At 60.8% G+C, this 21185-nt stretch carries 19 protein-coding genes and 2 riboswitches; of the genes, 9 read left to right on the top strand and 10 right to left on the bottom strand.

Features of this window, described 5'->3' with window-relative positions; genetic code table 11:
- Positions 1 to 4: 4 nt before the first annotated feature.
- Positions 5 to 1102: a Trm112 family protein gene (locus ACNQFG_RS15495; protein WP_423405521.1), complete on the bottom strand. Its 1098-nt coding sequence runs from the start codon at positions 1100 to 1102 to the stop codon at positions 5 to 7.
- A gap of 14 nt (positions 1103 to 1116) precedes the next feature.
- Positions 1117 to 2400: an SPFH domain-containing protein gene (locus ACNQFG_RS15490; protein WP_423405520.1), complete on the bottom strand. Its 1284-nt coding sequence runs from the start codon at positions 2398 to 2400 to the stop codon at positions 1117 to 1119.
- A gap of 120 nt (positions 2401 to 2520) precedes the next feature.
- A riboswitch (TPP riboswitch) is annotated at positions 2521 to 2628 on the top strand.
- Between the two features lie 176 nt (positions 2629 to 2804).
- Between ACNQFG_RS15490 and thiW the strand changes: the two genes are divergently transcribed.
- From thiW to thiC, 4 genes are all read left to right on the top strand, one after another.
- Positions 2805 to 3320 carry an energy coupling factor transporter S component ThiW gene (gene thiW / locus ACNQFG_RS15485; protein ID WP_423405519.1) on the top strand — a complete coding sequence of 172 codons (516 nt, stop codon included), beginning with the start codon at positions 2805 to 2807 and terminating at the stop codon, positions 3318 to 3320.
- Between the two features lie 10 nt (positions 3321 to 3330).
- Positions 3331 to 4146: a hydroxyethylthiazole kinase gene (thiM, locus tag ACNQFG_RS15480; RefSeq protein WP_423405518.1), complete on the top strand. Its 816-nt coding sequence runs from the start codon at positions 3331 to 3333 to the stop codon at positions 4144 to 4146.
- Positions 4130 to 4762, top strand: a complete 633-nt coding sequence (gene thiE / locus ACNQFG_RS15475) for a thiamine phosphate synthase (RefSeq protein ID WP_223383064.1) — start codon at positions 4130 to 4132, stop codon at positions 4760 to 4762. Before thiM ends, thiE begins: the two co-directional genes overlap by 17 nt.
- Before the next feature lie 304 nt (positions 4763 to 5066).
- Complete coding sequence (gene thiC / locus ACNQFG_RS15470) at positions 5067 to 6377, top strand: phosphomethylpyrimidine synthase ThiC (RefSeq protein WP_423405517.1); 1311 nt, start codon at positions 5067 to 5069, stop codon at positions 6375 to 6377.
- Positions 6378 to 6452: 75 nt separating this feature from the next.
- Here thiC and ACNQFG_RS15465 read toward each other — a convergent pair whose 3' ends face one another.
- The 5 genes from ACNQFG_RS15465 to ACNQFG_RS15445 all read right to left on the bottom strand — a co-directional run bounded on the left by ACNQFG_RS15465 (position 6453) and on the right by ACNQFG_RS15445 (position 11071).
- Entirely contained in the window at positions 6453 to 8558 is a 2106-nt protein-coding gene (locus tag ACNQFG_RS15465; protein WP_423405516.1) for a heavy metal translocating P-type ATPase, read from the bottom strand.
- A 61-nt stretch (positions 8559 to 8619) separates the two neighbouring features.
- Positions 8620 to 8907: a DUF6110 family protein gene (locus ACNQFG_RS15460; RefSeq protein ID WP_423405515.1), complete on the bottom strand. Its 288-nt coding sequence runs from the start codon at positions 8905 to 8907 to the stop codon at positions 8620 to 8622.
- 193 nt (positions 8908 to 9100) lie between these two features.
- Positions 9101 to 9256 carry a hypothetical protein gene (locus ACNQFG_RS15455; protein ID WP_423405514.1) on the bottom strand — a complete coding sequence of 52 codons (156 nt, stop codon included), beginning with the start codon at positions 9254 to 9256 and terminating at the stop codon, positions 9101 to 9103.
- Positions 9253 to 9990: a response regulator transcription factor gene (locus ACNQFG_RS15450; protein WP_423405513.1), complete on the bottom strand. Its 738-nt coding sequence runs from the start codon at positions 9988 to 9990 to the stop codon at positions 9253 to 9255. Before ACNQFG_RS15450 ends, ACNQFG_RS15455 begins: the two co-directional genes overlap by 4 nt.
- Before the next feature lies 1 nt (position 9991).
- Positions 9992 to 11071, bottom strand: a complete 1080-nt coding sequence (locus tag ACNQFG_RS15445) for a sensor histidine kinase (RefSeq protein ID WP_423405512.1) — start codon at positions 11069 to 11071, stop codon at positions 9992 to 9994.
- Positions 11072 to 11299: 228 nt separating this feature from the next.
- Here ACNQFG_RS15445 and ACNQFG_RS15440 point away from each other — a divergent pair, with 228 nt between their 5' ends.
- From ACNQFG_RS15440 to ACNQFG_RS15430, 3 genes are all read left to right on the top strand, one after another.
- A complete protein-coding gene (locus tag ACNQFG_RS15440) occupies positions 11300 to 12322 on the top strand; it encodes a threonine aldolase family protein (RefSeq protein WP_423406609.1) in 1023 nt (340 codons plus the stop codon).
- Between the two features lie 118 nt (positions 12323 to 12440).
- Entirely contained in the window at positions 12441 to 12956 is a 516-nt protein-coding gene (locus ACNQFG_RS15435; RefSeq protein WP_423405511.1) for a PTS sugar transporter subunit IIA, read from the top strand.
- 223 nt (positions 12957 to 13179) lie between these two features.
- Complete coding sequence (locus ACNQFG_RS15430) at positions 13180 to 14484, top strand: dicarboxylate/amino acid:cation symporter (protein WP_423405510.1); 1305 nt, start codon at positions 13180 to 13182, stop codon at positions 14482 to 14484.
- Positions 14485 to 14576: 92 nt separating this feature from the next.
- Here the strand turns inward: ACNQFG_RS15430 and ACNQFG_RS15425 are convergent, their stop codons facing one another.
- Positions 14577 to 16121 carry an alkaline phosphatase gene (locus ACNQFG_RS15425; RefSeq protein WP_423405509.1) on the bottom strand — a complete coding sequence of 515 codons (1545 nt, stop codon included), beginning with the start codon at positions 16119 to 16121 and terminating at the stop codon, positions 14577 to 14579.
- Positions 16122 to 16443: 322 nt separating this feature from the next.
- Between ACNQFG_RS15425 and ACNQFG_RS15420 the strand changes: the two genes are divergently transcribed.
- On the top strand, positions 16444 to 17958 hold the full coding sequence (locus ACNQFG_RS15420; protein WP_423405508.1) for a beta-glucuronidase: 1515 nt from the start codon (positions 16444 to 16446) through the stop codon (positions 17956 to 17958).
- A 68-nt stretch (positions 17959 to 18026) separates the two neighbouring features.
- On the opposite strand, the gene ACNQFG_RS15415 is transcribed toward ACNQFG_RS15420, so the two are convergent.
- Both ACNQFG_RS15415 and ACNQFG_RS15410 read right to left on the bottom strand, forming a co-directional pair.
- Positions 18027 to 18164, bottom strand: a complete 138-nt coding sequence (locus ACNQFG_RS15415) for a DUF2089-like zinc ribbon domain-containing protein (RefSeq protein ID WP_423405507.1) — start codon at positions 18162 to 18164, stop codon at positions 18027 to 18029.
- Between the two features lie 44 nt (positions 18165 to 18208).
- Entirely contained in the window at positions 18209 to 19900 is a 1692-nt protein-coding gene (locus ACNQFG_RS15410) for a M3 family oligoendopeptidase (RefSeq protein WP_423405506.1), read from the bottom strand.
- A 507-nt stretch (positions 19901 to 20407) separates the two neighbouring features.
- A riboswitch (THF riboswitch) is annotated at positions 20408 to 20503 on the top strand.
- Between the two features lie 139 nt (positions 20504 to 20642).
- Between ACNQFG_RS15410 and ACNQFG_RS15405 the strand changes: the two genes are divergently transcribed.
- A complete protein-coding gene (locus ACNQFG_RS15405; RefSeq protein WP_118553961.1) occupies positions 20643 to 21158 on the top strand; it encodes a folate family ECF transporter S component in 516 nt (171 codons plus the stop codon).
- Positions 21159 to 21185 lie beyond the last annotated feature (27 nt).

Here is a 21185-nt window from a genome sequence, read left to right as displayed (position 1 = left end):
CTCCTTATAAGTAGAGCAGCCAGGTGAGAAAGGCCATCAGCGGCAGGCTGATGGCGGCGAACCACGCGGCCACTTTGGCTTTGTCCACAGGCAGGTCGCCGATGAGCCGCCCGGTTTGGCCGTTCATCGCGAAGAGAAAGTCGTTGTCCTTCCAGCGGGTGTGGAGCATCCAGACCGGCAGCAGGGCGTAATGCGCCTTGAGCTTGCCGAGGTTGATGTCCTCGTGCAGGGTGTTGACCTCCGAATAGCCGTGGGTGGTCTCGTGCAGGGCCTGGGCCGTGGAGTTCAGCATCCGGGTGCGGGCCCGCTCGGCGCAGGCGTCGGAGTCCTCGTCGTAGCGGTCGGCCAGAAAGCCCGGCAGATACGCAGTGGAAAAGGGCTTCAGTTCGCTGTAATCAAACGGCTCAATGGCGTCCATGTGGGCGTTGGGCATCTTGCTGGAGCCGTCCACCGGAACGCGGGTGAAGACGGCGGTGCCCTCGCGCCGGACGTCGTAGTGCTGGGTGGTGGTCACGTTGTAGTCGCCCTCGCGGTGGCTCTCGGTCGTCAGGCCCTCGTAGCTGCCCCGCGCATCGGCCTCGGCATCGTAGAGCCAGAAGGGGACGTAGACGCCCTGCAGCTCAGCGATGTGGTTCTGGCTCTTGAACGCCTTGGGCAGAAAGGCTTTGCCTTTATAGTAGTGGGTCAGCTGGGCGATGGCGGCATTCTTGTCCAGCTTGAAGGGCAGGATGTACTCCGGCTTGAGTTTGCCGGAGAGCTTGCCGCCCAGCACGGTGGGGTTGCCGCAGTAGGGGCAGTTGGTGGCGGCGGTGGTGGCGTCGCAGACAAGCTCAGCCCCGCAGGTGGTGCAGGTGTAGCTGGTCAGGCTGGCAGCTTCCATCTCATCCCAGACGGGAGCAGACGCTTTGCGCCGCGCTGCCTTTTTCTGGTCTGCCTCGGCGGCGGAGTCGGCCTTTTTCTGCTTGGCCGCGTACTGCGCCTCGATGTCTGCCACCTCATACGCCGAGCCGCAGTAGTCGCAGACGAGCTTGCCGGTGGCGCTGTCGAAATGCAGCGGGCCGGTGCAGGCCGGGCATTGGTAATTCGTTACTTTATCAGCCATTCAGGATGCCTCTCTCATGCACCGAAGGGGCTGCCGCATTCCGGGCAGAACTTCGGCGGGTGGGTCGGGTCGGCAGGGGTGAAGCCGCAGTTCGGGCACTTGCCAGCGGGCTTTGGCTTGCCGCACTCGGAACAGAATTTGCCGCTGTTCTTTGCGCCGCAGCTGCACACCCAGACAGTGGGCGCTTCGGGCCGGGGCTTGCCGCAGGCGGTGCAGAACTTGCCGGTGTTGCCGCTCTGGCCGCAGGCGCAGGCCCAGCCAGATGCCGGGGCGGTCGGCGTTGCGGGCTGCTGGGCCCCCATCTGGTAGAGGGTCTGGGCGTTGACACCGCCTGCTGCTGCCGCCTGATTGACCCCCATGAAGGCCATGGCCGGGCCGGCAGCGGTGTTGGAAGCAGCCGCCTGCATGGCAGCGGCCTGTGCGCCCACCAGATGGGCGGCGGCGCGGGTGGGGTCCATGAAGGCGGCACTGCGCTGCAGGTCCTTGATCATCTGTTCGTCTTCTTCGCTGGCCTTGACGCCGGATACGCCCAGCGAGACGATCTCGATGCCGCGCAGCTTGCTCCACTTGGCGCTGAGGGCCTGGTTGAGGGCGTCAGCCAGCTCGGTGGTGTGGGCGGGCAGGGAGGAGTAGCGGATGCCCTGCTCGCTGATGCGGGCAAAAGCAGGCTGCAGGGCGGTCATCAGCTCGGTCTTGAGCTGACCGTCCAGCGCGTCGCGGGTGTAGGCGTTTTCCACATTTCCGCAGACGTTGGTGTAAAACAGGATGGGGTTGACGATGCGGTAGCTGTACTCGCCAAAGCAGCGGATGGCGATGTCGAGGTCGATGCCGGCGCGCTGGTCCACCACCCGGAAGGGCACCGGGTTGGGGGTGCCGTACTTGTTGCCCACCAGCTCCTTGGTGTTGATGTAGTAGATGCGCTGGTCGGCGGCGGCCTGCCCGCCAAAGCCGAACCGCTTGCCCATCTCGGCAAAGACGCCGTCGATGTCCTTCAGCCCGCCGCTGAGCAGGGAGGGCTGGGTGCCGGTGCTGTAGGTGTACTCGCCCGGCTCGGCGCACAGCTCTACCACCTTGCCCTGCTCCACGATCAGGGCGCACTGGCCCTCTGCCACGGCCACGACGGAGCCGTCGGAGATGATGTTCTCATTGCCGTGCTTGTTGGCAGAGCGGCGGTCGGTGCGCTTCTGCCCCTTGACGGCCAGCACTTCGGCCGGGAGGGCATCGCAATAGAAAAACTCTTTCCACTGGTCGGCCATCACGCCGGAGGCCGCGTTCATTGCAGCTTTTACAAGACCCATATTCCAAATCTCCTTTGAAGTGGTTTCGGTTGCGGAACGATTCCTAGTATAGCACAGAAGCACTGCAAAAGGAAACTGCCTCTTGCAATTTTGGCACGATGGGTGTAGAATACTCCCGACAACAAAATACAGGGGAGCTTGTGAAGCAGGCTGAGAGGAAGTGCCCAAACTTCGACCCTTTTACCTGATGCGGATAATGCCGCCGTAGGAAGTCATCACGATGCGTTTTCACAGGGGCTTCCGCAGAGGGAGCTCCTGTTTTTGTTTTCTGCCGCAGCCGCCTTGTGGGCGGCTCCGGGCCGAGGGGGAGCGCCCTGGGCCTTGAATCGACGCGATGGGAAGCCGTGTTCCGGCGTGAGAGGAGACCAGAAAGTCTCGACCGCTTTGCAATAGGAGGAATCCTCATGAAAGCACTCTCTACGAAAAAGCTGGCGCTGGCCGGCATGCTGTGCGCTCTGTGCGTGGTGGGCAGCGTATTCAGCTTCCCCATGTTCGGCAGCAAATGCGCCCCGGTGCAGCACATGGTCAACATCCTGTGCGCTGTGCTGCTGGGCCCCTACTACGGCATCGGCGTGGCCTTTGTGGCCTCGCTGCTGCGCAACCTGCTGGGTCTGGGCAGCCTGATGGCCTTCCCCGGCAGCATGTTCGGCGCACTGCTGTGCGGCCTTGTGTACCATAAGACCAAAAACATCCTTGCCACCATGGTGGGCGAGGTGTTCGGCACCAGCATTCTGGGCGGTCTGTGCGCTTACCCGGTGGCCATCTTCCTCATGGGCAAGAGCGCTGGCGACATCGCGTTCTATGCCTACATCGTGCCGTTCCTCGTCTCGACCGCAGGCGGTGCGGTCATTGCAGGTGTGCTGCTGGCCGCGCTGCAGCGCTCCGGCGCACTGCGCTCCATGCAGAACAGCCTGAGCTGAGGAGGGCACCGTGACAGCGTTTGGAGCTCTTTTCGACCGGGTGCGGGAAACCTCGCCCCTCGTCCACTGCATCTCGAATCTCGTCAGCGCCAACGACTGCGCCAACATGGTGCTGGCGGCCGGGGCGTCGCCCATCATGGCGGATGACCCGGAGGAGGTGGAGGAGATCACGGCGCTGAGCCGGGCTCTCTGCCTGAGTCTGGGCACCCCGAACCCCCGCAAAGCCGAGGCCATGGTCAAAGCGGGCCGCACCGCCGCCCGGCTGGGCCTGCCGGTGGTCTTTGACCCGGTGGGCGTGGGCGCATCGCAGTTCCGCCAGAGCATCGCGGCCGAGGTGCTGCGGGAAGTGCCCGTCACCGTGCTGCGGTGCAACGCCTCGGAGTTGCAGGCGCTGAGCGGGCTTGCGCAGGTCTCGCGCGGGGTGGATGCCGGCAAGACCCTGCCGCCGGAGGCCCTGCGGCCGCGGGCTGAGCAGTTTGCCGCGCAGCACCGCTGCGTCGCGGCAGTGACCGGGGCCGAGGACATCGTGACGGACGGGAAGACGACCCACATCCTCCGCAACGGCACTCCGCTGCTGCGGCGGGTGACCGGGGCGGGCTGTATGCTGTCGGTCCTGACGGCGGCTTTCGTGGGGGCCAACCCCGACCGCCCGCTGGCCGCGGCGGCGGCCGCCGTCTGTGCGATGGGCCTTTGCGGCGAGACTGCCGCTGCCCGCCTGACCGGCGAAGAGGGCACCGGAACGCTGCGCATGTATCTGATGGATGCCGTGTCCAACCTGACCGGCGAACAACTTGACCAAGGAGCAAACGATGAACTGTACTGCTGAGATGCTGCGGCTCTATGCCGTGACCGACCGCGCCTGGGTGGGCGAACAGACCCTGCCCCAGCAGGTGGAAGCTGCCCTGAAGGGCGGGGCCACTTGTGTGCAGCTGCGGGAAAAAGATCTGGGCGACGCGGCCATTCTGGCAGAGGCGCTGGAGATCTCCGCCCTCTGCAAACGGTACGGTGTGCCGTTCATTCTGAACGACAACGTGGCGCTGGCCAGGCAGTGCGGGGCCGACGGTGTGCATCTGGGGCAGGAGGACATGGACCCCGCCGAAGCCCGGCGCATCCTTGGCCCGGAGGCCATCATCGGCGTGTCGGCCCACAATGTGGCCGAAGCCAGAGCCGCTGTGGAGGCCGGTGCGGACTATCTGGGCTGCGGGGCTATGTTTGCGACCGCCACCAAGACGAATGTGACCGCCCTGCCCAAAGAGACGCTGCGGGACATCTGCGCGGCGGTCCCCATCCCGGTGGTCGCCATCGGCGGCATCCATAAGCAGAACCTGCTCAGCCTTGCCCACTGCGGCGAGGCCGGTGTGGCGCTGGTCAGCGCCATCTTCGCGGCTAAGGACATCGAGGCCGAGTGCAGGGAATTGAGAGCATTGGTAGAACAATTATAACTCCTTCCGTCATCGCTGCGCGATGCCACCTCCCTCAAAGAGGGAGGCTTTCGCGTCGGGGAGGCAATGAGGCCCCCTCCCCGAGGGGGCTGTCACCGCAAGGTGACTGGGGGAGTTATCGGCAGACCGGGGGCACCACCTTCTGCCGGAACAGACTTCATGCAAAGGAGTTTTGACATGAACACCGCAGGGTTTGTCTGCGGAGGCGCCGGAAACCACCCGTTTGATGGGCGAAGTCCGGCTCTTTCGTAACGATAGAAAAAAGAGCAAGAGCGTATCGACTTGTCAAACTGGAGGTAACAAGATGCAGAATTACACCACACAGATGGACGCGGCCCGCAAGGGCATCGTGACCAAGGAAATGGAGATCGTCGCCCAGAAGGAGTGCCGCACCACCGAGGAGATCCGCCAGTGGGTGGCCGAGGGCAAGGTAGCCATTCCGGCCAACAAGCACCACGAGTGCCTGAACCCCGAGGGCGTCGGCTCCATGCTGCGCACCAAGATCAACGTGAACCTTGGCGTCTCCCGCGACTGCAAGGACTACAACGTGGAGATGCAGAAGGTGATGAGCGCCGTCAACATGGGTGCCGAAGCCATTATGGACCTTTCCAGCCACGGCAACACCCAGCCCTTCCGTCAGAAGCTGACCCACGAGTGCCCGGTGATGATCGGCACCGTGCCGGTGTACGATTCGGTCATCCACTACCAGCGCGATCTGGCTGAGCTGACCGCACAGGACTTCATCGATGTGGTGCGCCTGCATGCAGAGGACGGTGTGGACTTTGTCACCCTGCACTGCGGCATCACCCGCAAGACCATCGAGCAGATCCGCAAGCACAAGCGCAAGATGAACATTGTCAGCCGCGGCGGCTCTCTGGTGTTTGCATGGATGAGCATGACCGGCAACGAGAACCCCTTCTACGAGCACTTTGACGAGATCTGCGAGATCTGTGCCGAGCACGATGTGACCATCTCGCTGGGCGATGCCTGCCGTCCCGGCTGTCTGGCTGACGCCACCGATGTGTGCCAGATCGAGGAGCTGGTGCGTCTGGGCGAGTTGACCAAGCGCGCATGGGCACACAACGTGCAGGTGATGGTGGAAGGCCCCGGCCATGTGCCCCTGAATCAGGTGGCTGCCAACATGGAGGTGCAGAAGAGCATCTGCATGGGCGCACCCTTCTATGTGCTGGGACCCCTCGTCACCGATATCGCCCCCGGTTACGACCACATCACCGCTGCCATCGGCGGCGCTGTGGCTGCAGCCAGCGGTGCAGCTTTCCTGTGCTATGTGACCCCCGCCGAGCATCTGGCTCTGCCCAATGTGGACGATGTGAAGCAGGGCATCGTGGCCTCCAAGATCGCTGCCCACGCCGCCGATATCGCCAAGGGCATCCCCCACGCCCGGGACATCGACGATAAGATGGGCGATGCCCGCCGTGTGCTGGACTGGGATGCACAGTTCGCCTGCGCACTGGACCCGGAGACCGCAAAGGCCATCCGCGATGCCCGCCTGCCGGAGGACGACCACAGCGACACCTGCAGCATGTGCGGCAAGTTCTGTGCCGTGCGCAGCATGAACAAGGCGCTGGCCGGTGAGTACATCGACATTCTGTAAGTTCTTCCTCTTTCAATAGAAACACAAAGCCCCCTGCACGCGGTATGTGCAGGGGGCTTTGCTGTTGGCTGGCGGTCAGCCTTCGAGCTGCGGTGCAGAAGAAGGCTTCTGGATGAGGTTCGTCATGCTCCGGAGGCTGATGCCGATGGTGGAGAGATTATGCAGCATGGCAGAGGAGGCCGGCTGCAGGATGCCCAGAGCACCCAGCGCGATGAGGGCCGAGTTGAAGGTGAGCACGAAGCGGTAGTTCGAGCTGACACGGTGCTGCAGCGCATTGGCGATGGCCTTGAGGGCCACCAGCTCCTCCAGGCTGTCGGCCTTGATGGTCACGTCTGCGATCTCGCGGGCGATGGCAGCGCCGGAGTTGATGGCAATGCCAATGTCGGCAGCGGACAGGGCGGGGGAGTCGTTGATGCCGTCGCCGATCATCACCACGGTGTGGCCCTCGGCCTTGGCCTGCTGGACAAAGTTTGCCTTGTCCTCGGGCAGCACCTCGGCAAAGAAGCGGTCCACGCCCACCTGCTTTGCAATGGCGGCAGCGGTGCGTTCGCTGTCGCCGGTCATCATGACGGTGTTCCGGATGCCCAGCGCACGCAGACCGTTCAGCACAGCCGCAGCTTCCGGGCGCAGCGGGTCGGAAATGCAGATCACGCCCACCAGCTGCCCGCTGGCAGCCATGTACAGGTGCGAATACGCGGGCTTGAGGGCATCGAACTTCTGCTGCTCGGCTGTGGGGATGGTACACTTTTCATCCTCAAAGACGAAGTGGTGGCTGCCGATGACCACCCGTTCGCCACCTACGCGGCTTGCAATGCCGTGGGCCACGATGTACTCCACCTCGGAGTGCATCTCCTCATGGGAAATGCCGCGCTCTTTGGCGGCACGCACCACGGCGTTGGCCATGGAATGGGGGAAGTGCTCTTCCAGACATGCGGCCAGCTGCAGAACTTCGCGCTCGTTGCAGCCGGAGAAGGGCACGACCTCCACTACCTGCGGGGTGGCACGGGTGAGGGTGCCGGTCTTGTCGAACACGATAGTGTCGGCCTTGGACAGGGCTTCCAGATACTTGCCGCCCTTGACGGTGATGTGATAGCTGCCGCACTCGCGCATGGCGGAGAGGACGGCCAGCGGCATGGAGAGCTTGAGCGCGCAGGAGAAATCCACCATCAGGCAGGAGATGGCGCGGGTGGCGTTGCGGGTGAGCAGGTAGGTGACCACCGTTGCGCCCAGACACCATGGCACCAGCTTGTCGGCCAGCACCAGCGCACGGTTCTCGGTGCTGGACTTGAGCTTTTCGGATTCCTCGATCATGGCCACGATCTTATCGTAGCGGTTGGAACCGCCCTCAGCCTTGGCGATAAAGACACATTCGCCCTCCTCCACAACGGTGCCGGCATAGAGGGTGGAGCCCTCTGCCTTGCGCACCGGCATGGCTTCGCCGGTCAGGGCAGCCTGATTCACCATGGCTTCGCCTTCCAGTACGGTGCCGTCCAGCGGGATCATGTTGCCGCTGCGCACGACCACCTCATCGCCGGAGCGTACTTTGGTCAGAGGCACCAGCACTTCGGTGCCTTGGCTGCGCACCCACACCTTGTCCACGTTCAGGGCCATGCTGCGGGCCAGATCGTCCAGACTCTTCTTGCGGGTCCACTCTTCCAGCAGAGAACCGAGGTTCAGTAGGAACATCACGGAGCCTGCGGTGCCAAAGTCGCCGCGCAGCAGCGAGACGCCGATGGACAAAGCGTCCAGCACCTCCACTTCCAGCCTGCGGTGGAGCAGGCACCGGACCCCTTTCCAGACAAAAGCGATGGAGCGCCAGACTGTGTAGGCAGCGCGGATGGGTGCGGGCAGGAACAGCTTGCGGAAGAAGTGGCCCGCCACGAGGTCGCACATCTTCTCCTGATACTCCTGATTGAGCTTCCGGCTGTCGGCGGTGGTGACAAGGGCGTCCAGCTCCGGCTGGTCGAATTTGTAGCGGCTCAGCGCCTGGACTGCATCGGCGCGTCTGCCGCGGTAATACAGGACCACATCGCCGGTCCGTTCGTAGACGGTGGCCTTCTCGATGGCATCATGGTGGTTCAGATATGCTTCCAGCACATCGGCACGGTGCAGGGTCATCCGCACGTTGCAGACATGCACGCGCATCCGGCCCCGGCCCTCATGTAAAATGGTGCATTTCATGGTTACGTTATACCTTCCTCAATAGAAAGAGCCGCCCGCAGGCGGCTCAAGCGCTCAAAAATTATTCAGCGTCCTCGGCGGCAGCAGCCTCTGCGGCTTCGTCCTCGATGACGGCGGCCTCTGCCTTGGCGGCGCGGGCCTCGTTGATGGCCTTTGCATCGGCCAGAATGTCACCGGCCTGCTCCTGCACCTTGCTGACGGTCTCCATGGTGGAGTCCTTCATGCGCAGCACAGCAGCGGTGGTCTGGGTGTAGACCTTCTTGGCATCCTTGCTGGACAGCAGCTTGAAGCCTGCCGAACCAAACACAACGCCGCCGACGAACAGTGCGATCTTTTTCACATCTACCATAATCGTTTTCCTACCTTTATCCATGTTATTGTAAGCCCCGGATGGGGCGAAAAAACCGAACAGCCTTGCTGTTTCTGCGGATATTGTAGCACGGATTTTGGAATTTTCAAGGGATTTTCAAAATGTTAATCGGTGTAAACTTTTTACGTACCGTAGTTAGAAATGCCTATCCCTAGGTGGATTTTCAACCGGACTACAGTTTGTAATCAAAAACAAACCGGAAAGCGCCGCTCAGCGGCCCCAGAAGCAAAAAGGCCCCGGCTCCGCCAAGGGCCGCAAAGGGCCGGAAGCGGGGCAGGGCCAGCATCAGGCAGTAGGTGAAAGCAAACAGGATCAGAGCAAGCGTCATGCGTTCTCCTCATGGTCGGCGGGGGCGTCCGGGCCGTCATGGTCGGCATCGATCATCCGGTAGCCTACGCCGAGTTCGTTCATGATGTAGTTGTTGTGGCCGGGGCGGCTGCCCAGCTTTTTGCGGATATTGGCCATGTTCACCTGCAGCTTTTTGGTGCTGCCGATGTCGGTATCGCCCCAGATGGCCTTGACGATGGCCGCATAGGTCATCACGCGGCCCGCGTGCTGGGAAAGGAATGCCACGATGTTGTATTCGGTCTGGGTCAGCTTGATCTCCTCCCCGCCCACATAGACCTTGCGCCGCTCGTACTGGATGAGCAGGTCCTGCGCCTGAAAGACGCCGGTGGGGTTGGAGCTGAAGCGGTTCAGCCGCAGGGCAGCGCGCACGCGGGCCAGCAGTTCGCCGGTGCTGAAGGGCTTGGTGATGTAATCATTGGCACCCAGATCCAGCGCTTCGATCTTATCCATCTCGTCGGTGCGGGCCGAGAGCACGATGATGGGCGTCATGAATTTCTGGCGCACATAGTGGATGAGCTCGAGGCCGTCCCGGTCCGGCAGGCCCAGATCCAGGATAATGAGGTCGGGCAGGTAGGAGGTGAAGATGGATTTGCCCAGCTCACAGGTGGGGGCCACATAGGTCTTGTAGCCGTTGGTGTCCAGCAGGGTATAGATGAAGCTGCAGATGGTGGGTTCGTCTTCAACGATGAGGATCTTGAATTTGTTGTTGCTCATTTCAGATGTTTTCCTCCAGATCAGTGGATTCGTCCGTGGATTCGGTCTCCAGCCAGAAGCGGATGGTCGTTCCCTCACCCAGACGGCTCTCGGCCTTGATCTCGCCGCCGTGCGCCTTGATGATGGCCGCACACACCGAAAGGCCGATGCCCATGCCGTGCTTGCCGGGGCTGGCCGTGTCGTCGGCGGGCAGCATCCGGGTGAACAGCCCTTTCAGCCGTTCTCTGGGGATGCCGCAGCCGTCATCCGAGACTTCAAAGATGGCGTGGTCGCCCAGCGTAAAGACCCGGAGGGTCAGCTTGGTCATGCCCTCGGCGTGCAGAGCGGCATTTTCCAGCAGGTTCATCAGCACCTGCTGGATGAGCATGGAGTCCATCGGGATGACCACGAAGCTGTCGGGCAGGTCTACCGTGACGTTCACGTCCGGATAGTGCTTCTGGAACCGCACCAGCACGGTGTCGATCAGCTCTTCCAGCACGGTGGGGGTCTTCTGCACCGAGACGGTGCCGGTGTCGAACCGGGTGACTGACAGCAGGTTCTCCACCATCCGGTTGAGCCACTGGGCGTCCGAACAGACTTCGCCGAGAAGCTTTAACTTCTGCTCTTTGGCCAGCGAGTCATAATTTTCGATCACAGTGGAGCAGGCACCGTAGATGGAGGTGAGCGGGGTGCGCAGATCGTGAGAAACCGCGCGCAGAAGGTTTGCACGCATCTTCTCCTTCTCGCTTTCCATACGCAGCTGTTCCTGCTTTTTGATGCGGGTGGTGAGGGTGCTGGTCATGATGGACACCACCAGCATCACAAGGCCGGAGAACAGGTTTTCCGACAGGGTAAAGTTGAAGGCAAAGTAGGGCGAGCGAAAGGCAAAGTTGACCGCCAGCACACACAGCAGCGAGGCGGCCAGACCCCACAGATAACCATCGGTATACATCGAGATGAGAAAGACGGCCAGTACGAAGACCATGGAGGCCACGCCGTCGATCCGTCCGCTGAGCACCTGAATGCCGGACACCACCAGAAAGGCCGACGCGATGCCGGACAGCATCACCAGCGCATCGTGCCTGCGGGTGGAAGATCTCATAGAAATGTCTCCTTTCGGATGGATATTCGTTCGGTGTTCAAAGTATACCACACCGGCGGCTAAGAAACAGCAAAGGAGTCGGGAACAGGTGCCGAATGCCGCAGAGCCTGCCCCGATCATAGCACAAAAAGCGGAACGGTGCGAGCGCGGGCCGGGTTTTGCTGTTTGACATTTCCGCTGCAAAAGCATATCATAAAGTTACCTATTATAGAGAGGATGCAGAACACGATGTTTTACTTTGAGAACGACTACTGTGAGGGTGCACACCCTGCCATCCTGCAAAAGCTGGCCGAGACCAACTTTGAAAAGGTGCCCGGCTATGGCACCGACCCCTACTGCGCCAGCGCCAAAGCAAAGATCTGCGCTGCCTGCGGCTGCCCGGATGCAGACGTGACCTTCATCTCCGGCGGCACCCAGACCAACGCCATCGTCATTGCGTCCATGCTGCACCGGTGGGAAGGGGTCGTGGCAGCTTCCACGGGCCATGTCAACGGCCACGAGGCCGGGGCCATCGAGTACACCGGCCACAAGGTGCTGGGCCTGCCCCACAAGAACGGCAAGCTGGACGCTGCCGACGTCCGCGACTTCTGCGCCACCTTCTACGCAGACGGAAACCACGACCACATGGTGTTCCCCGGCATGGTATATATCTCTCACCCGTCCGAGTACGGCACCCTGTACACCAAGGCTGAGCTGGAAGAGCTGCACGCTGTGTGTCAGGAGTACCACATGCCCCTGTTCATGGATGGCGCACGCCTGGGCTACGGTCTGGCGGCGGAGGGCACGGACGTCACCCTGCCCGACCTGGCCCGGCTGGCGGATGTGTTCTACATCGGCGGCACCAAGGTGGGCGCGCTGTGCGGCGAGGCCGTGGTCTTCCCTCATGGGGCGCCGGCGCATTTTATGACTATGGTCAAGCAACAGGGCGCGCTGCTTGCCAAGGGCCGTCTGATGGGCCTGCAGTTCGATGTGCTGTTCACCGATGACCTGTACACCCGCATCAGCCGGAACGCCATCGCCACGGCCAACGCCCTGAAGCAGGGGCTGGCCGACAAGGGTTACCGCTTCTTCCTGGATTCGCCCACCAACCAGATCTTCATCGTTTTCTCCAACGAGCAGCTGGCGGCGCTGGAGGGCAAGGCCAAATTCGGCTTCTGGGAGAAGTACGACGACACCCACACCGTGATGCGCATTGCCACCAGCTGGGCCACCCGCATGGAGGAGATCGACGGCCTGCTGGCCCTGCTGTAAGTGTCAAACATCGGCCCGTCTCTTTGTGCAGGATGCGGATTGCAATTTCCGGCACAGTATGATATCTTTATTCAGATGAAGGTCGCGCTGTGTGCAGCGCAGAAAGAAGGGTAATGATATGGGCTTTTTTGATAAGCTGTTCGGCGGCAAGGGTGCAGCCGAGACGAAATTCAAGGGCGAAAAGAAGACGGTGATGATGCCGCTGGCAGGCAAGGTCATCCCGCTGGAGGAGCTGCCGGACGAGACGTTCGCATCGGCCATTCTGGGCGGCGGCTGCGGCATCGAGCCCACCGGCAAGACCGTGTATGCTCCGTTTGACGGCACCGTCACGCAGGTACCCGAAAGCCTGCACGCCGTGGGCCTGACCAGCGAGGACGGCATTGAGATCCTGATCCATGTTGGCATGGACACTGTGGAGATGCAGGGCAAGGGCTTCACCTCTCTGACGAAGGAAGGCTCCAAGGTCAAGGCCGGCACCCCGCTGCTGAAGGTGGATCTGGACGCCATCCGCGCCGCAGGCCATCCCACCGCTACCGCCATCATCGTGACCAACGGCGATGACCTGTCCGAAATGTCGGTCGTGGCCTCCGGCGACACCGCCATCGGTGTGCCGCTGCTCAAGTTCAAGGCATAAGTGTTCCCACCCGGAAGAGCTTCTTCCGGGTGTTTTTTTGCAGTCAGCGCCTTAAAAGTATGACTATTGAAAGAAAATGCCGCATTTGGTCTGTTTTTTTCTTGAAGCGGGGAACAGCTTATGATAGGATAGACAAAGTGCGGGCCTGGGCCCGGTATCACCAAGGATTGTGAGGAAAGGTATTATGGAAACGAAAAAACCTGGTATGTCTTTAGCAAAACGAATGGCCATTTCGCTGGTCTGCGGCCTGGCGGCGGGCCTCGCCTTCATGTTCCTGCGCGAGAGCCTCATCTCCGGCGGGAAGAGTGAGATCTGGACCACGATCAACGATCTCCTGTTCCAGGATATCACCGCAGAGGGCGCAGAGCGCTCCTTCGGCATCTTCTATATCATTGGCCAGCTCTTTATTAAGGCGCTGCAGCTGGTCATCGTCCCGATGGTGTTCACCTCCATCGCGCTGGCCATCGGCAGCATTGCCGACACCCGCACCATGGGGCGCATCTCGGCCAAGACCCTGTTCTGGTTCCTGCTGTGCTCTTTCCTGGCTTTGCTGCTGGCCAGCAGCGTGGGCTACATCACCTTCTCGATGGGGCTGTTCAACACCCACATCGAGGGCCTGACCGAGGCCACCGGCTCCACCGGCTCCAACCCGCTGAACGTGGTGCTGAACATCATCCCCTCCAACATCATCACGGCCTTTGGCAGCAATGGTGCAGTCCTGAGCGCCGTCTTCCTGGCAGTGGCCACCGGCCTGAGCATGAATGCGCTGGGCGAGAGCCGCACCGCCACCCTGCGCCGCCTGCTGGGCGAGGTGAATGACGTGGTGGTCGTCTTCCTGAACTTCATTGTCAGCAAATTTGCTCCCTTTGCCGTCTTCGTGCTGCTCACCCGCACCTTTGCCATCTACGGCATCAACTACCTCAAGCCGGCACTGGTCTATGTGGTGGTCACGGTGATCCTGCTGCTGGTCTTTCTGGTGGTGGCCTACCCGCTGGTGATCGCTCTGGGTGCCAAGCTGAACCCCATCACCTTCATCCGCAAGATCGCCAATGTGGCCGTGTTCGGTTTCTCGACTTCGTCCAGCGCCGCCACCCTGCCCCTGAACATCAAGGTCTGCGAGGAGGAGTTCGGCGTGGATGAGAGCATCGCTTCCTTTGTGCTGCCTCTGGGCATGACCATCAACATGGATGGCACCGCCATCATGCAGGTCATCGCCACCGTCTTCATCGCGGGCTGCGCCGGTTATACAGTCACCCCCGGCCAGCTGGTGGTCGTGGCCCTGCTGGCTCTGCTGGCCTCGGTGGGCACCCCGGCTGCTCCCGGTGCAGGTGCCGTCATCCTCTTCACCATCCTGTCCGGCGTGGGCTTCGTCAACGACGGCGCTCTGCTGGCCTACTCCCTCATTCTGGCCATCAACCGCCCCATCGAGATGCTCGTCACCTCGCTGAACGTCGTCGGCGATGCCGTCGCCAGCATCTGTGTCGCCAGGAGCGAGGGCCTGCTGAAGGAAGAGGTCTACAACAAGTAATGGGATGAGGCTGCGCCCCATCTGAAATCGAAAAAAGCTCCGTCCCCCTCGCTGCCTCAGCGAAACGGGACGGAGCTTTTCTTGTGGGGCGGTTACTGCACGCCGGTCAGTTCAGCGAGCTTGTGATAGATCTCGGTGTTGTCGAACACGCCGCCGAACTTCTCCGCACCCACGCCGTTGGCGTAGACGTTCACCATGGCACCGGTGTGGGCGTAGGTGGTATGATCCATACCGGACTTGTGGTTGATGGTGTGGCAGATTGCCATGCTGAACGGGATATAGGTACCGTACAGCTCATAGTCCTGCTGGCTCATCTTGCTCTGGGAAGAAGCGCCGACTTCCAGCGTCCGCTCGTAGGCCGTGCGGAGATTTGCCACCTCGTAGTCGGTCAGCAGCAGCTTGCCGGCGCTGGCGGCATCCGGGTCGCTGGGCAGGGTCAGACCGAAGTTTGCCTTGACGTCGGCCATGGCTGCCTCGAACGGGGTCTTGTTCGCCACATAGCCCTGCACATAGGTAGAATCAAACTTTGCGTAGGACATCTTCTGGTGGGTCAGGTTCGTCAGGAAGGTGTCGTAGTTGGTGGTCTTGTAGCCGATGGCCATGCCGCCGGTCTCGTGGTCGGCGGTGACAAGGATCAGGGTCTCGTTGGGGTGCTTGTTCTGGAACTCCACAGCTGCCTGCACGGCGTTGCTCATCTCCAGCACATCGTGGATGGAAGCAGCGGCATCGTTTGCATGGCAGGCCCAGTCGATCTTACCGCTCTCGGTCATCAGGAAGAAACCCTTGGGGTTATCCAGCAGCTCGATACCCTTTTTCACGTAGTCGGTCAGCTGCCACTCGCCTGCAGCAGCGTCCATGGCGTAGTTCATGGCCTTGCCGTCGGCCAGATTTTCGGCAATGATCAGGGTCTTGCCTGCGCCTGCGGTCAGTGCAGCAGCACCCGCCTGCGTGGTGACGACATTGTATCCGGCCTGAGCAGCCACCTCGTGGTTGTTGGGGCCGGTGCCGTCGCCGTTCACCTTCTGGAACTCGCCGCCGGCAAAGTATTCAAAGCCGGAGTTTGCCAGCTCTACGCCGATCTGGTAGTAGTTCTTGCGGGTCTTCTGATGGGCGTAGAAGGCGGCGGGAGTGGCGTGGTCGATGTTGACCGAGGAGATGACGCCCACCTTGTAGCCCTTCTGGGCGTGCAGCTTTTCGGCAATGGTCTCATAGGGCACATCGCGGGTCCAGGGGCACATATTGATGACACCGCTCTCGGTCTTGTGGCCAGTGGCGATGGAGGTTGCGGTGGAAGCGGAGTCCGGGCAGAAAGAAGTGCTGTCGTAGGTAGTCACACTGCCGACTTCGGGGAAGGATGTGAAGCTCAGCTCGCCCTCGGTGACGGCACCGTTATTCTCGGTGGTGCCTTTATAAAAACGTGCGGACTGGATCTGGGCAGTGCCCATGCCGTCGCCGATGAACAGGAAAACATACTTGGGCTTTTTGGTCAGGCCGAGGATGCAGTTCTCCTCCTCAGCAGCAGAGGCAGCCGGTGCGGCTGCGCTGGCGGCCACGGGGGCAGCGCTCAACAGACCGGCAGCCGATGCCACAGCACCGACCTTCAGGAAATTGCGGCGGGTGATCTTGCTCTCTTTCATAGCATTTATCCTCTCTTTTCGGTCCTCCCGGACCTGTCTTCGCATACTCTCTGGGAACGGTTTCATTCTACCGTTTTATCCCGCCGCCCGAAACCATGGCCGGGAAAAGAGTGGGTAAAACCTTTGGGGCGGAACCGCCGGAAAGGTAAAGAAGAGGCTCGCTTTGTAAGTTTCTTGTGTTTTGCCAAGACTGTGTCTTGTACAGCTCGTTTCTTCAAAATTGAAATATTTTACGGTTTTATCACGAAATCGTCCTCATGGTCTGGCCGAAAAAATGGTATTATGGATGCAGACAAAAAATTTGAGAAAAGGAGAAATTCCCATGGCACAATTCGTGAACCTGAATCCCGGCTCCCTGCGCGAGCTGCACGTTGGCAACGAGCGGCTGGTCTCCTACAACGTCGAGATGACCGAAGTTACCGGCGGTACCTTCTGGAAGGCCTACACCCCCGCTCAGATCGCGGGTACAGAGCCGTTCGTCCTCAAGGGCGGCTTCCTCGGCAACGCGACCGCAAGCACCGACCTGATGCAGTATTATGACCCCATCGACCTCTCCGACAAGAAGCTGCGCAAGCTGGCCAAAGAGATCGGCCCGGCCTGGGTGCGCGTGTCCGGCACCTGGTCCACCAAGACCTATTACGACTTCGACGGCCATACGAACGGTGTCGTCCCGGAGGGCTACAACGCCATCCTGACCCGCGAGCAGTGGCTCGGTGTGCTGGATTTCTGCAAAGACATCGGCGCAAAGCTCCTGATCTCGGTGGCTGACTGTGAGGGTCTGCACCACGCCGACGAGCCCTGGAACCCCAGCCAGGCAGAGCAGATCTTTGCCCTGAGCAAGGAGTACGGCAAGGCCATCGATGCGGCGGAGTTCGTCAACGAGCCCAACCTGCTGGCTATGTCCGGCTGCCCCAAGGGCTACACTACCGAGCAGTATGTCCGCGATCAGGACATCTTCATCCGCTGGCTGCATGAGAACTACCCCGACTGTTCCTTTGTCGGCCCCTGCTCCACCGAAGGTGTGCTGAAGAAGCACGGCGAGAAGGCACAGGGCGGCGGAGTCGGCGACATCCTGCCCCAGTGCTCGACCGACGACCTGATGAAGGGTGCCCAGGAGAAGCTGGACGTTTACAGCTACCACTATTACAATGGCGTGTCCGAGCGTTTGGAGCCTGTGATGCCGTTTGCTCACTGGAAAGCCGACAAGGCACACACCGAAGAGTATCTGGCGGTCGCTTCCAACATGGCAAAGTTCCACGCCGAAAAGCGGGACATTTACTGCCCCGGCGGCGAGATGTGGGTCACCGAAGCAGGCGACGCGGGCGGCGGCGGCGACACCTGGGCTTCCACCTATCTGGATGTCTTCCGCACCCTGAACGAGCTGGGCAGCTTCTCGGTCGTGACCAGAGGCATCATCTTCCACAACACCCTGGCCTCCAGTGACTACGGTTATCTGAAGCCCGAAGTCTTTGACCCGCGCCCCAACTACTTCGCGGTGCTGCTCTGGAACCGTCTGATGGGCACCACCGTCTACGACGCCGCAGAGCCTATCCGCGAGGGTGCGCACGTCTACGCCCACTCTCGTGCGGACGGCAAGCCGGGCAAGGCGTATCTGGTCATCAACAACAGCCTGACGGAGACCACCACCGTCACCCTGCCGAAGGAAGCGGAGGTCTACCAGCTCTCCGCCGAGACCCTGCGCTCCCAGACCATGCTCTGCAACGGCAAGGCGCTGGTCCTGGGCGAAGGCAATGCGCTGCCGGAGATCACCCCGGCAGCAGCTCCGGCGGGCGAACTCGTTCTGCCTTCTGCGACCTGCACGTTTATTGTGCTGTAAGACGGGAAAGCATGACCCCCTCCATCCGACTGGATGGAGGGGGTCGTTTTTGCATCTTGAAAAACAGGTCAGTCGTTGATCTCCGGGAAGCCCTCCAGCTTACTGGTGCAGTGGGGGCAGCGCACTGCCTTGATAGAGATCTCGCTCTGGCAGTAGGGGCACACCTTCTGATGCCCGCGTGGGGCAGCTCCATTTTTTCTAATCATAGCAAAACTCGCGCGGGAACTCAAGAGGTTTCGTTCGGTTTCGCTCAGACCTGATGGGCGGCGATCCACTGCTCCATTTCCTCGGCGATGGCCTTGATGGAACCATCGGTGAAGGGAACCTTCAGACCGGCCGTCTCGCACAGTTCCGCGTAGCTGGCCATGCCTGCACGGCGCACAAGGCGCAGGTAGCGCTCCCATGCGTCCTTGTGGTCGTCAAGGCTCAGCAGGAAGAACTGCAGTGCGGCCATGGTAGACAGGCAGTAGTCGATATAGTAGAAGGGGCACTCATAAATGTGCAGCTGACGCTGCCAGCCTGCACCGCGGCCATAGAAGGGCAGATTGTCAAAATCGATCCACGGGCGGTACTTCTTTTCCAGCTTGAGCCACTCGGCATTGCGTTCATCGGGGGTCAGATCCGGGTTCTGGTACATCCGGTGCTGGAATTCATCCACGATGCAGCCATAGGCCAGGAAGAGGAAGCTGTCCTCGGCGTGCAGCAGGGCGTATTTGTCGGTGTCCTTGCCAAACAGCAGATGATGCCACGGTGCGGTCAGGAACTCCATGGCCATGGAGTGGATCTCGGCGCTCTCCATGCCGGGACATTCCAGATCGGCGGGCACTTCGGGATCACGCTCGGCCACATAGCCCTCAAAGGCGTGGCCGCACTCGTGGGTCAGCACGTCCACATCGCCGGAGGTGTTGTTCCAGTTGGCAAAAATGAAGGGGGCCTTGTAGCTGGGCAGGCTGGTCATGTAGCCGCCGGACATCTTGCCGGGGCGGCTCTCCACATCGAACAGCTCGTTGTCCTGCATAAAGTCGATGAACTCGGCGGTTTCCGGGCTAAGCTCATGGTACATGGTGCGGGAAGCGGCCATCCGGGCGTCGTAGCCCTCGATGGGCCTGGGGTTGCCGTCCCGGAAGGAGACCGGCAGGTCGGTGAAGGTCAGGTGCTCGATGCCGGTGCGCTTTTTGCGCAGCTCGATGACCTTTTGCAGCTGGGGCACCACATCGTTTGCCACCTGATCGCGGAATTTCCGGATCTCCTCCGGGCCGTAGCCGATGCGGTTCATGCGGACGTAGGAGAGCTCGCTGTAGTCGTGGTAGCCCATCACCCGGGCCTGTGCATTCAGGTTCTTCACGATCTCGCCGTACAGCTCGTCCAGCTCGGCACGATGGGCGTCAAAGTAACCGGCCTCGGCCTCGTAGGCGGCGCGGCGCACGGCAGGGTCCAGATCCTCCTTGTAAGGGCCCAGCTGCGGGATGGTGAGCTGTTTGCCGTCCAGCTCCACCAGCGCACCGCCGTAGATCTGCTGGTAGCGGCTCACCAGAGCATTGAACTGCTGCTGCAGCTCCACGGTGCGGTCGTCCATGCTGAGGACGGCATTCTTCATGCCGGCCACGCAGGTGGTGCCGAATTTTTCGGTCAGGGCATCCACATGCGGGTTCGCAAGGAAAGCGCGGCTGATCTCCACGCTGGCGTTGGTCACGGCGGGGCCGTTGGCATCAAAGAAGTCCTGCTCAGCCTTCCAGTAAGCGTCGCGGGTGTCGCAGGTGTAGTGGATGTTGGCAAGGTTCGCGGCGGTGTTGTACTCCGCAAAGGCTTCGCTCTGCTCGTAGTAGACCGCGACCAGCGCTTCGCCGGAGGCAGCGGATTCGGCTTTGGCGGCCAGCTCTTTGCACCGGGCCAGCAGGGCACCGATGTCCGGGCGGGTGTAAGTCATCTCATGGAATTTCATAGACGGATACGTCCTTTCTGTATCAAGTTTGTTCCATCTTATCACGTTTTGCGCTGACAGTCAAAGAAAACCGTGAATGACTTGACTTTTCATCACAGGCGCGTATAATAAAAGTGCAAAGGAAATTGAATCTCCATGAGATTCACAAAAAGCAAGAAGCCCCTCGGTACTGCGAATACCGAGGGGCTTCCTGTTTGCTGAGGGGTTAGTGCTTGCCGTTCACAAAGAACTGCTCGTCAAGCCACTTGCAGACGTAGTAAGCGACTACGCTTGCTGCGACGGACAGCGCAAAGGAAATTACGTACTCCATGAGATTCACCTCCTTTCCATGAAAATGGGCCGGAGTGGAGCGGCACTTACAGGATATCACAAACTTCGACCAAAAGCAACGCAGGCAAGAAGAATGACATTTGGGCAGAACTTCTAAAAAAGAATGCCTCAAATTGTGAAATCTGTGGCAGAGGTGCGATTGAAACCGCCCGAAAAAAGGCATATAATAGCAGTATCAACAGAGTAAGACCATGTGCGTTAAGTGCCGCATCAACGGGGAGTTGTGCTGTGGACGAAGGTGTACCCGCGGTGCATGGTCTGCATCCCGCTGCTGCATGGACTTGGGTGCAGGCGAGACGGCTTGCGTCCCGCCCGGAAGTGAAAGTTGTTGGATTCACGCCCTCCTTTGTGCGGTTTGTCACAGGGAGGGCGTTTTGTCTTCTCCTGCATCATCCGGAATGGAGGATCAACGATGAATCATTCCAAATTGTCCGTTCGTACCCTGACGATGCTGGCCCTGCTCACGGCCATGAGCATCATCTTTGCCCGCGTGTTCACGGTGTCCACCGGATTCCTGCGGTTCAACCTGGGCGCTCTGCCCACCCACCTGGCAGCGGTCTGGTTCGGCCCGGCGGGCGGTTTTGTCGTGGGCGCACTGGCCGACATGATCGGCGGCACCCTGTCCGGCTATTCCATCAACCCGCTCATCACGCTGGGAGCCGGTTCGGTGGGTCTGGTGTCCGGTCTGCTGTACCGGTCTCTGCATGAGATGCGCCTGGGCCTGCGGCTGCAGATCAGCATTCTGGCAGGCCATCTGGTGGGCTCTGTGGTCATCAATTCGCTGGCCCTCCACCTCTTCTACGGCTACCAGTGGGCGCTGCTGGCTGCCCGCATCCCCAACGCGCTGGTGCTGAGCGTGGTGAATACCCTCCTCGTCCGCATCCTGCTGGAAAACAAGGCGCTGACCGCTCTGGTCCGAAAAGCATAAAAAAGCATAAACCAGACCCTCTCTGTC

Source organism: Faecalibacterium prausnitzii (assembly GCF_049532945.1).
Taxonomy (GTDB): domain Bacteria; phylum Bacillota; class Clostridia; order Oscillospirales; family Ruminococcaceae; genus Faecalibacterium; species Faecalibacterium prausnitzii_N.
The sequence above is the reverse complement of the archived record's forward strand: the minus strand, read 5'-3'. Positions and strand labels throughout refer to the sequence as shown.

Excerpts from the sequence above, each read along its gene's own strand:
- ACNQFG_RS15445 (WP_423405512.1), bottom strand. The coding sequence starts at position 11,071 with ATGAGATCTTCCACCCGCAGGCACGATGCGCTGGTGATGCTGTCCGGC.
- thiE (WP_223383064.1), top strand. The coding sequence starts at position 4,130 with ATGAACTGTACTGCTGAGATGCTGCGGCTCTATGCCGTGACCGACCGC.
- thiW (WP_423405519.1), top strand. The coding sequence starts at position 2,805 with ATGAAAGCACTCTCTACGAAAAAGCTGGCGCTGGCCGGCATGCTGTGC.
- ACNQFG_RS15425 (WP_423405509.1), bottom strand. The coding sequence starts at position 16,121 with ATGAAAGAGAGCAAGATCACCCGCCGCAATTTCCTGAAGGTCGGTGCT.
- ACNQFG_RS15465 (WP_423405516.1), bottom strand. The coding sequence starts at position 8,558 with ATGAAATGCACCATTTTACATGAGGGCCGGGGCCGGATGCGCGTGCAT.
- ACNQFG_RS15430 (WP_423405510.1), top strand. The coding sequence starts at position 13,180 with ATGGCCATTTCGCTGGTCTGCGGCCTGGCGGCGGGCCTCGCCTTCATG.
- ACNQFG_RS15440 (WP_423406609.1), top strand. The coding sequence starts at position 11,300 with ATGTTTTACTTTGAGAACGACTACTGTGAGGGTGCACACCCTGCCATC.
- thiC (WP_423405517.1), top strand. The coding sequence starts at position 5,067 with ATGCAGAATTACACCACACAGATGGACGCGGCCCGCAAGGGCATCGTG.
- ACNQFG_RS15495 (WP_423405521.1), bottom strand. The coding sequence starts at position 1,102 with ATGGCTGATAAAGTAACGAATTACCAATGCCCGGCCTGCACCGGCCCG.
- ACNQFG_RS15460 (WP_423405515.1), bottom strand. The coding sequence starts at position 8,907 with ATGGTAGATGTGAAAAAGATCGCACTGTTCGTCGGCGGCGTTGTGTTT.
- ACNQFG_RS15420 (WP_423405508.1), top strand. The coding sequence starts at position 16,444 with ATGGCACAATTCGTGAACCTGAATCCCGGCTCCCTGCGCGAGCTGCAC.
- ACNQFG_RS15405 (WP_118553961.1), top strand. The coding sequence starts at position 20,643 with ATGAATCATTCCAAATTGTCCGTTCGTACCCTGACGATGCTGGCCCTG.
- ACNQFG_RS15455 (WP_423405514.1), bottom strand. The coding sequence starts at position 9,256 with ATGACGCTTGCTCTGATCCTGTTTGCTTTCACCTACTGCCTGATGCTG.
- ACNQFG_RS15450 (WP_423405513.1), bottom strand. The coding sequence starts at position 9,990 with ATGAGCAACAACAAATTCAAGATCCTCATCGTTGAAGACGAACCCACC.
- ACNQFG_RS15410 (WP_423405506.1), bottom strand. The coding sequence starts at position 19,900 with ATGAAATTCCATGAGATGACTTACACCCGCCCGGACATCGGTGCCCTG.
- ACNQFG_RS15435 (WP_423405511.1), top strand. The coding sequence starts at position 12,441 with ATGGGCTTTTTTGATAAGCTGTTCGGCGGCAAGGGTGCAGCCGAGACG.
- ACNQFG_RS15415 (WP_423405507.1), bottom strand. The coding sequence starts at position 18,164 with ATGATTAGAAAAAATGGAGCTGCCCCACGCGGGCATCAGAAGGTGTGC.
- ACNQFG_RS15490 (WP_423405520.1), bottom strand. The coding sequence starts at position 2,400 with ATGGGTCTTGTAAAAGCTGCAATGAACGCGGCCTCCGGCGTGATGGCC.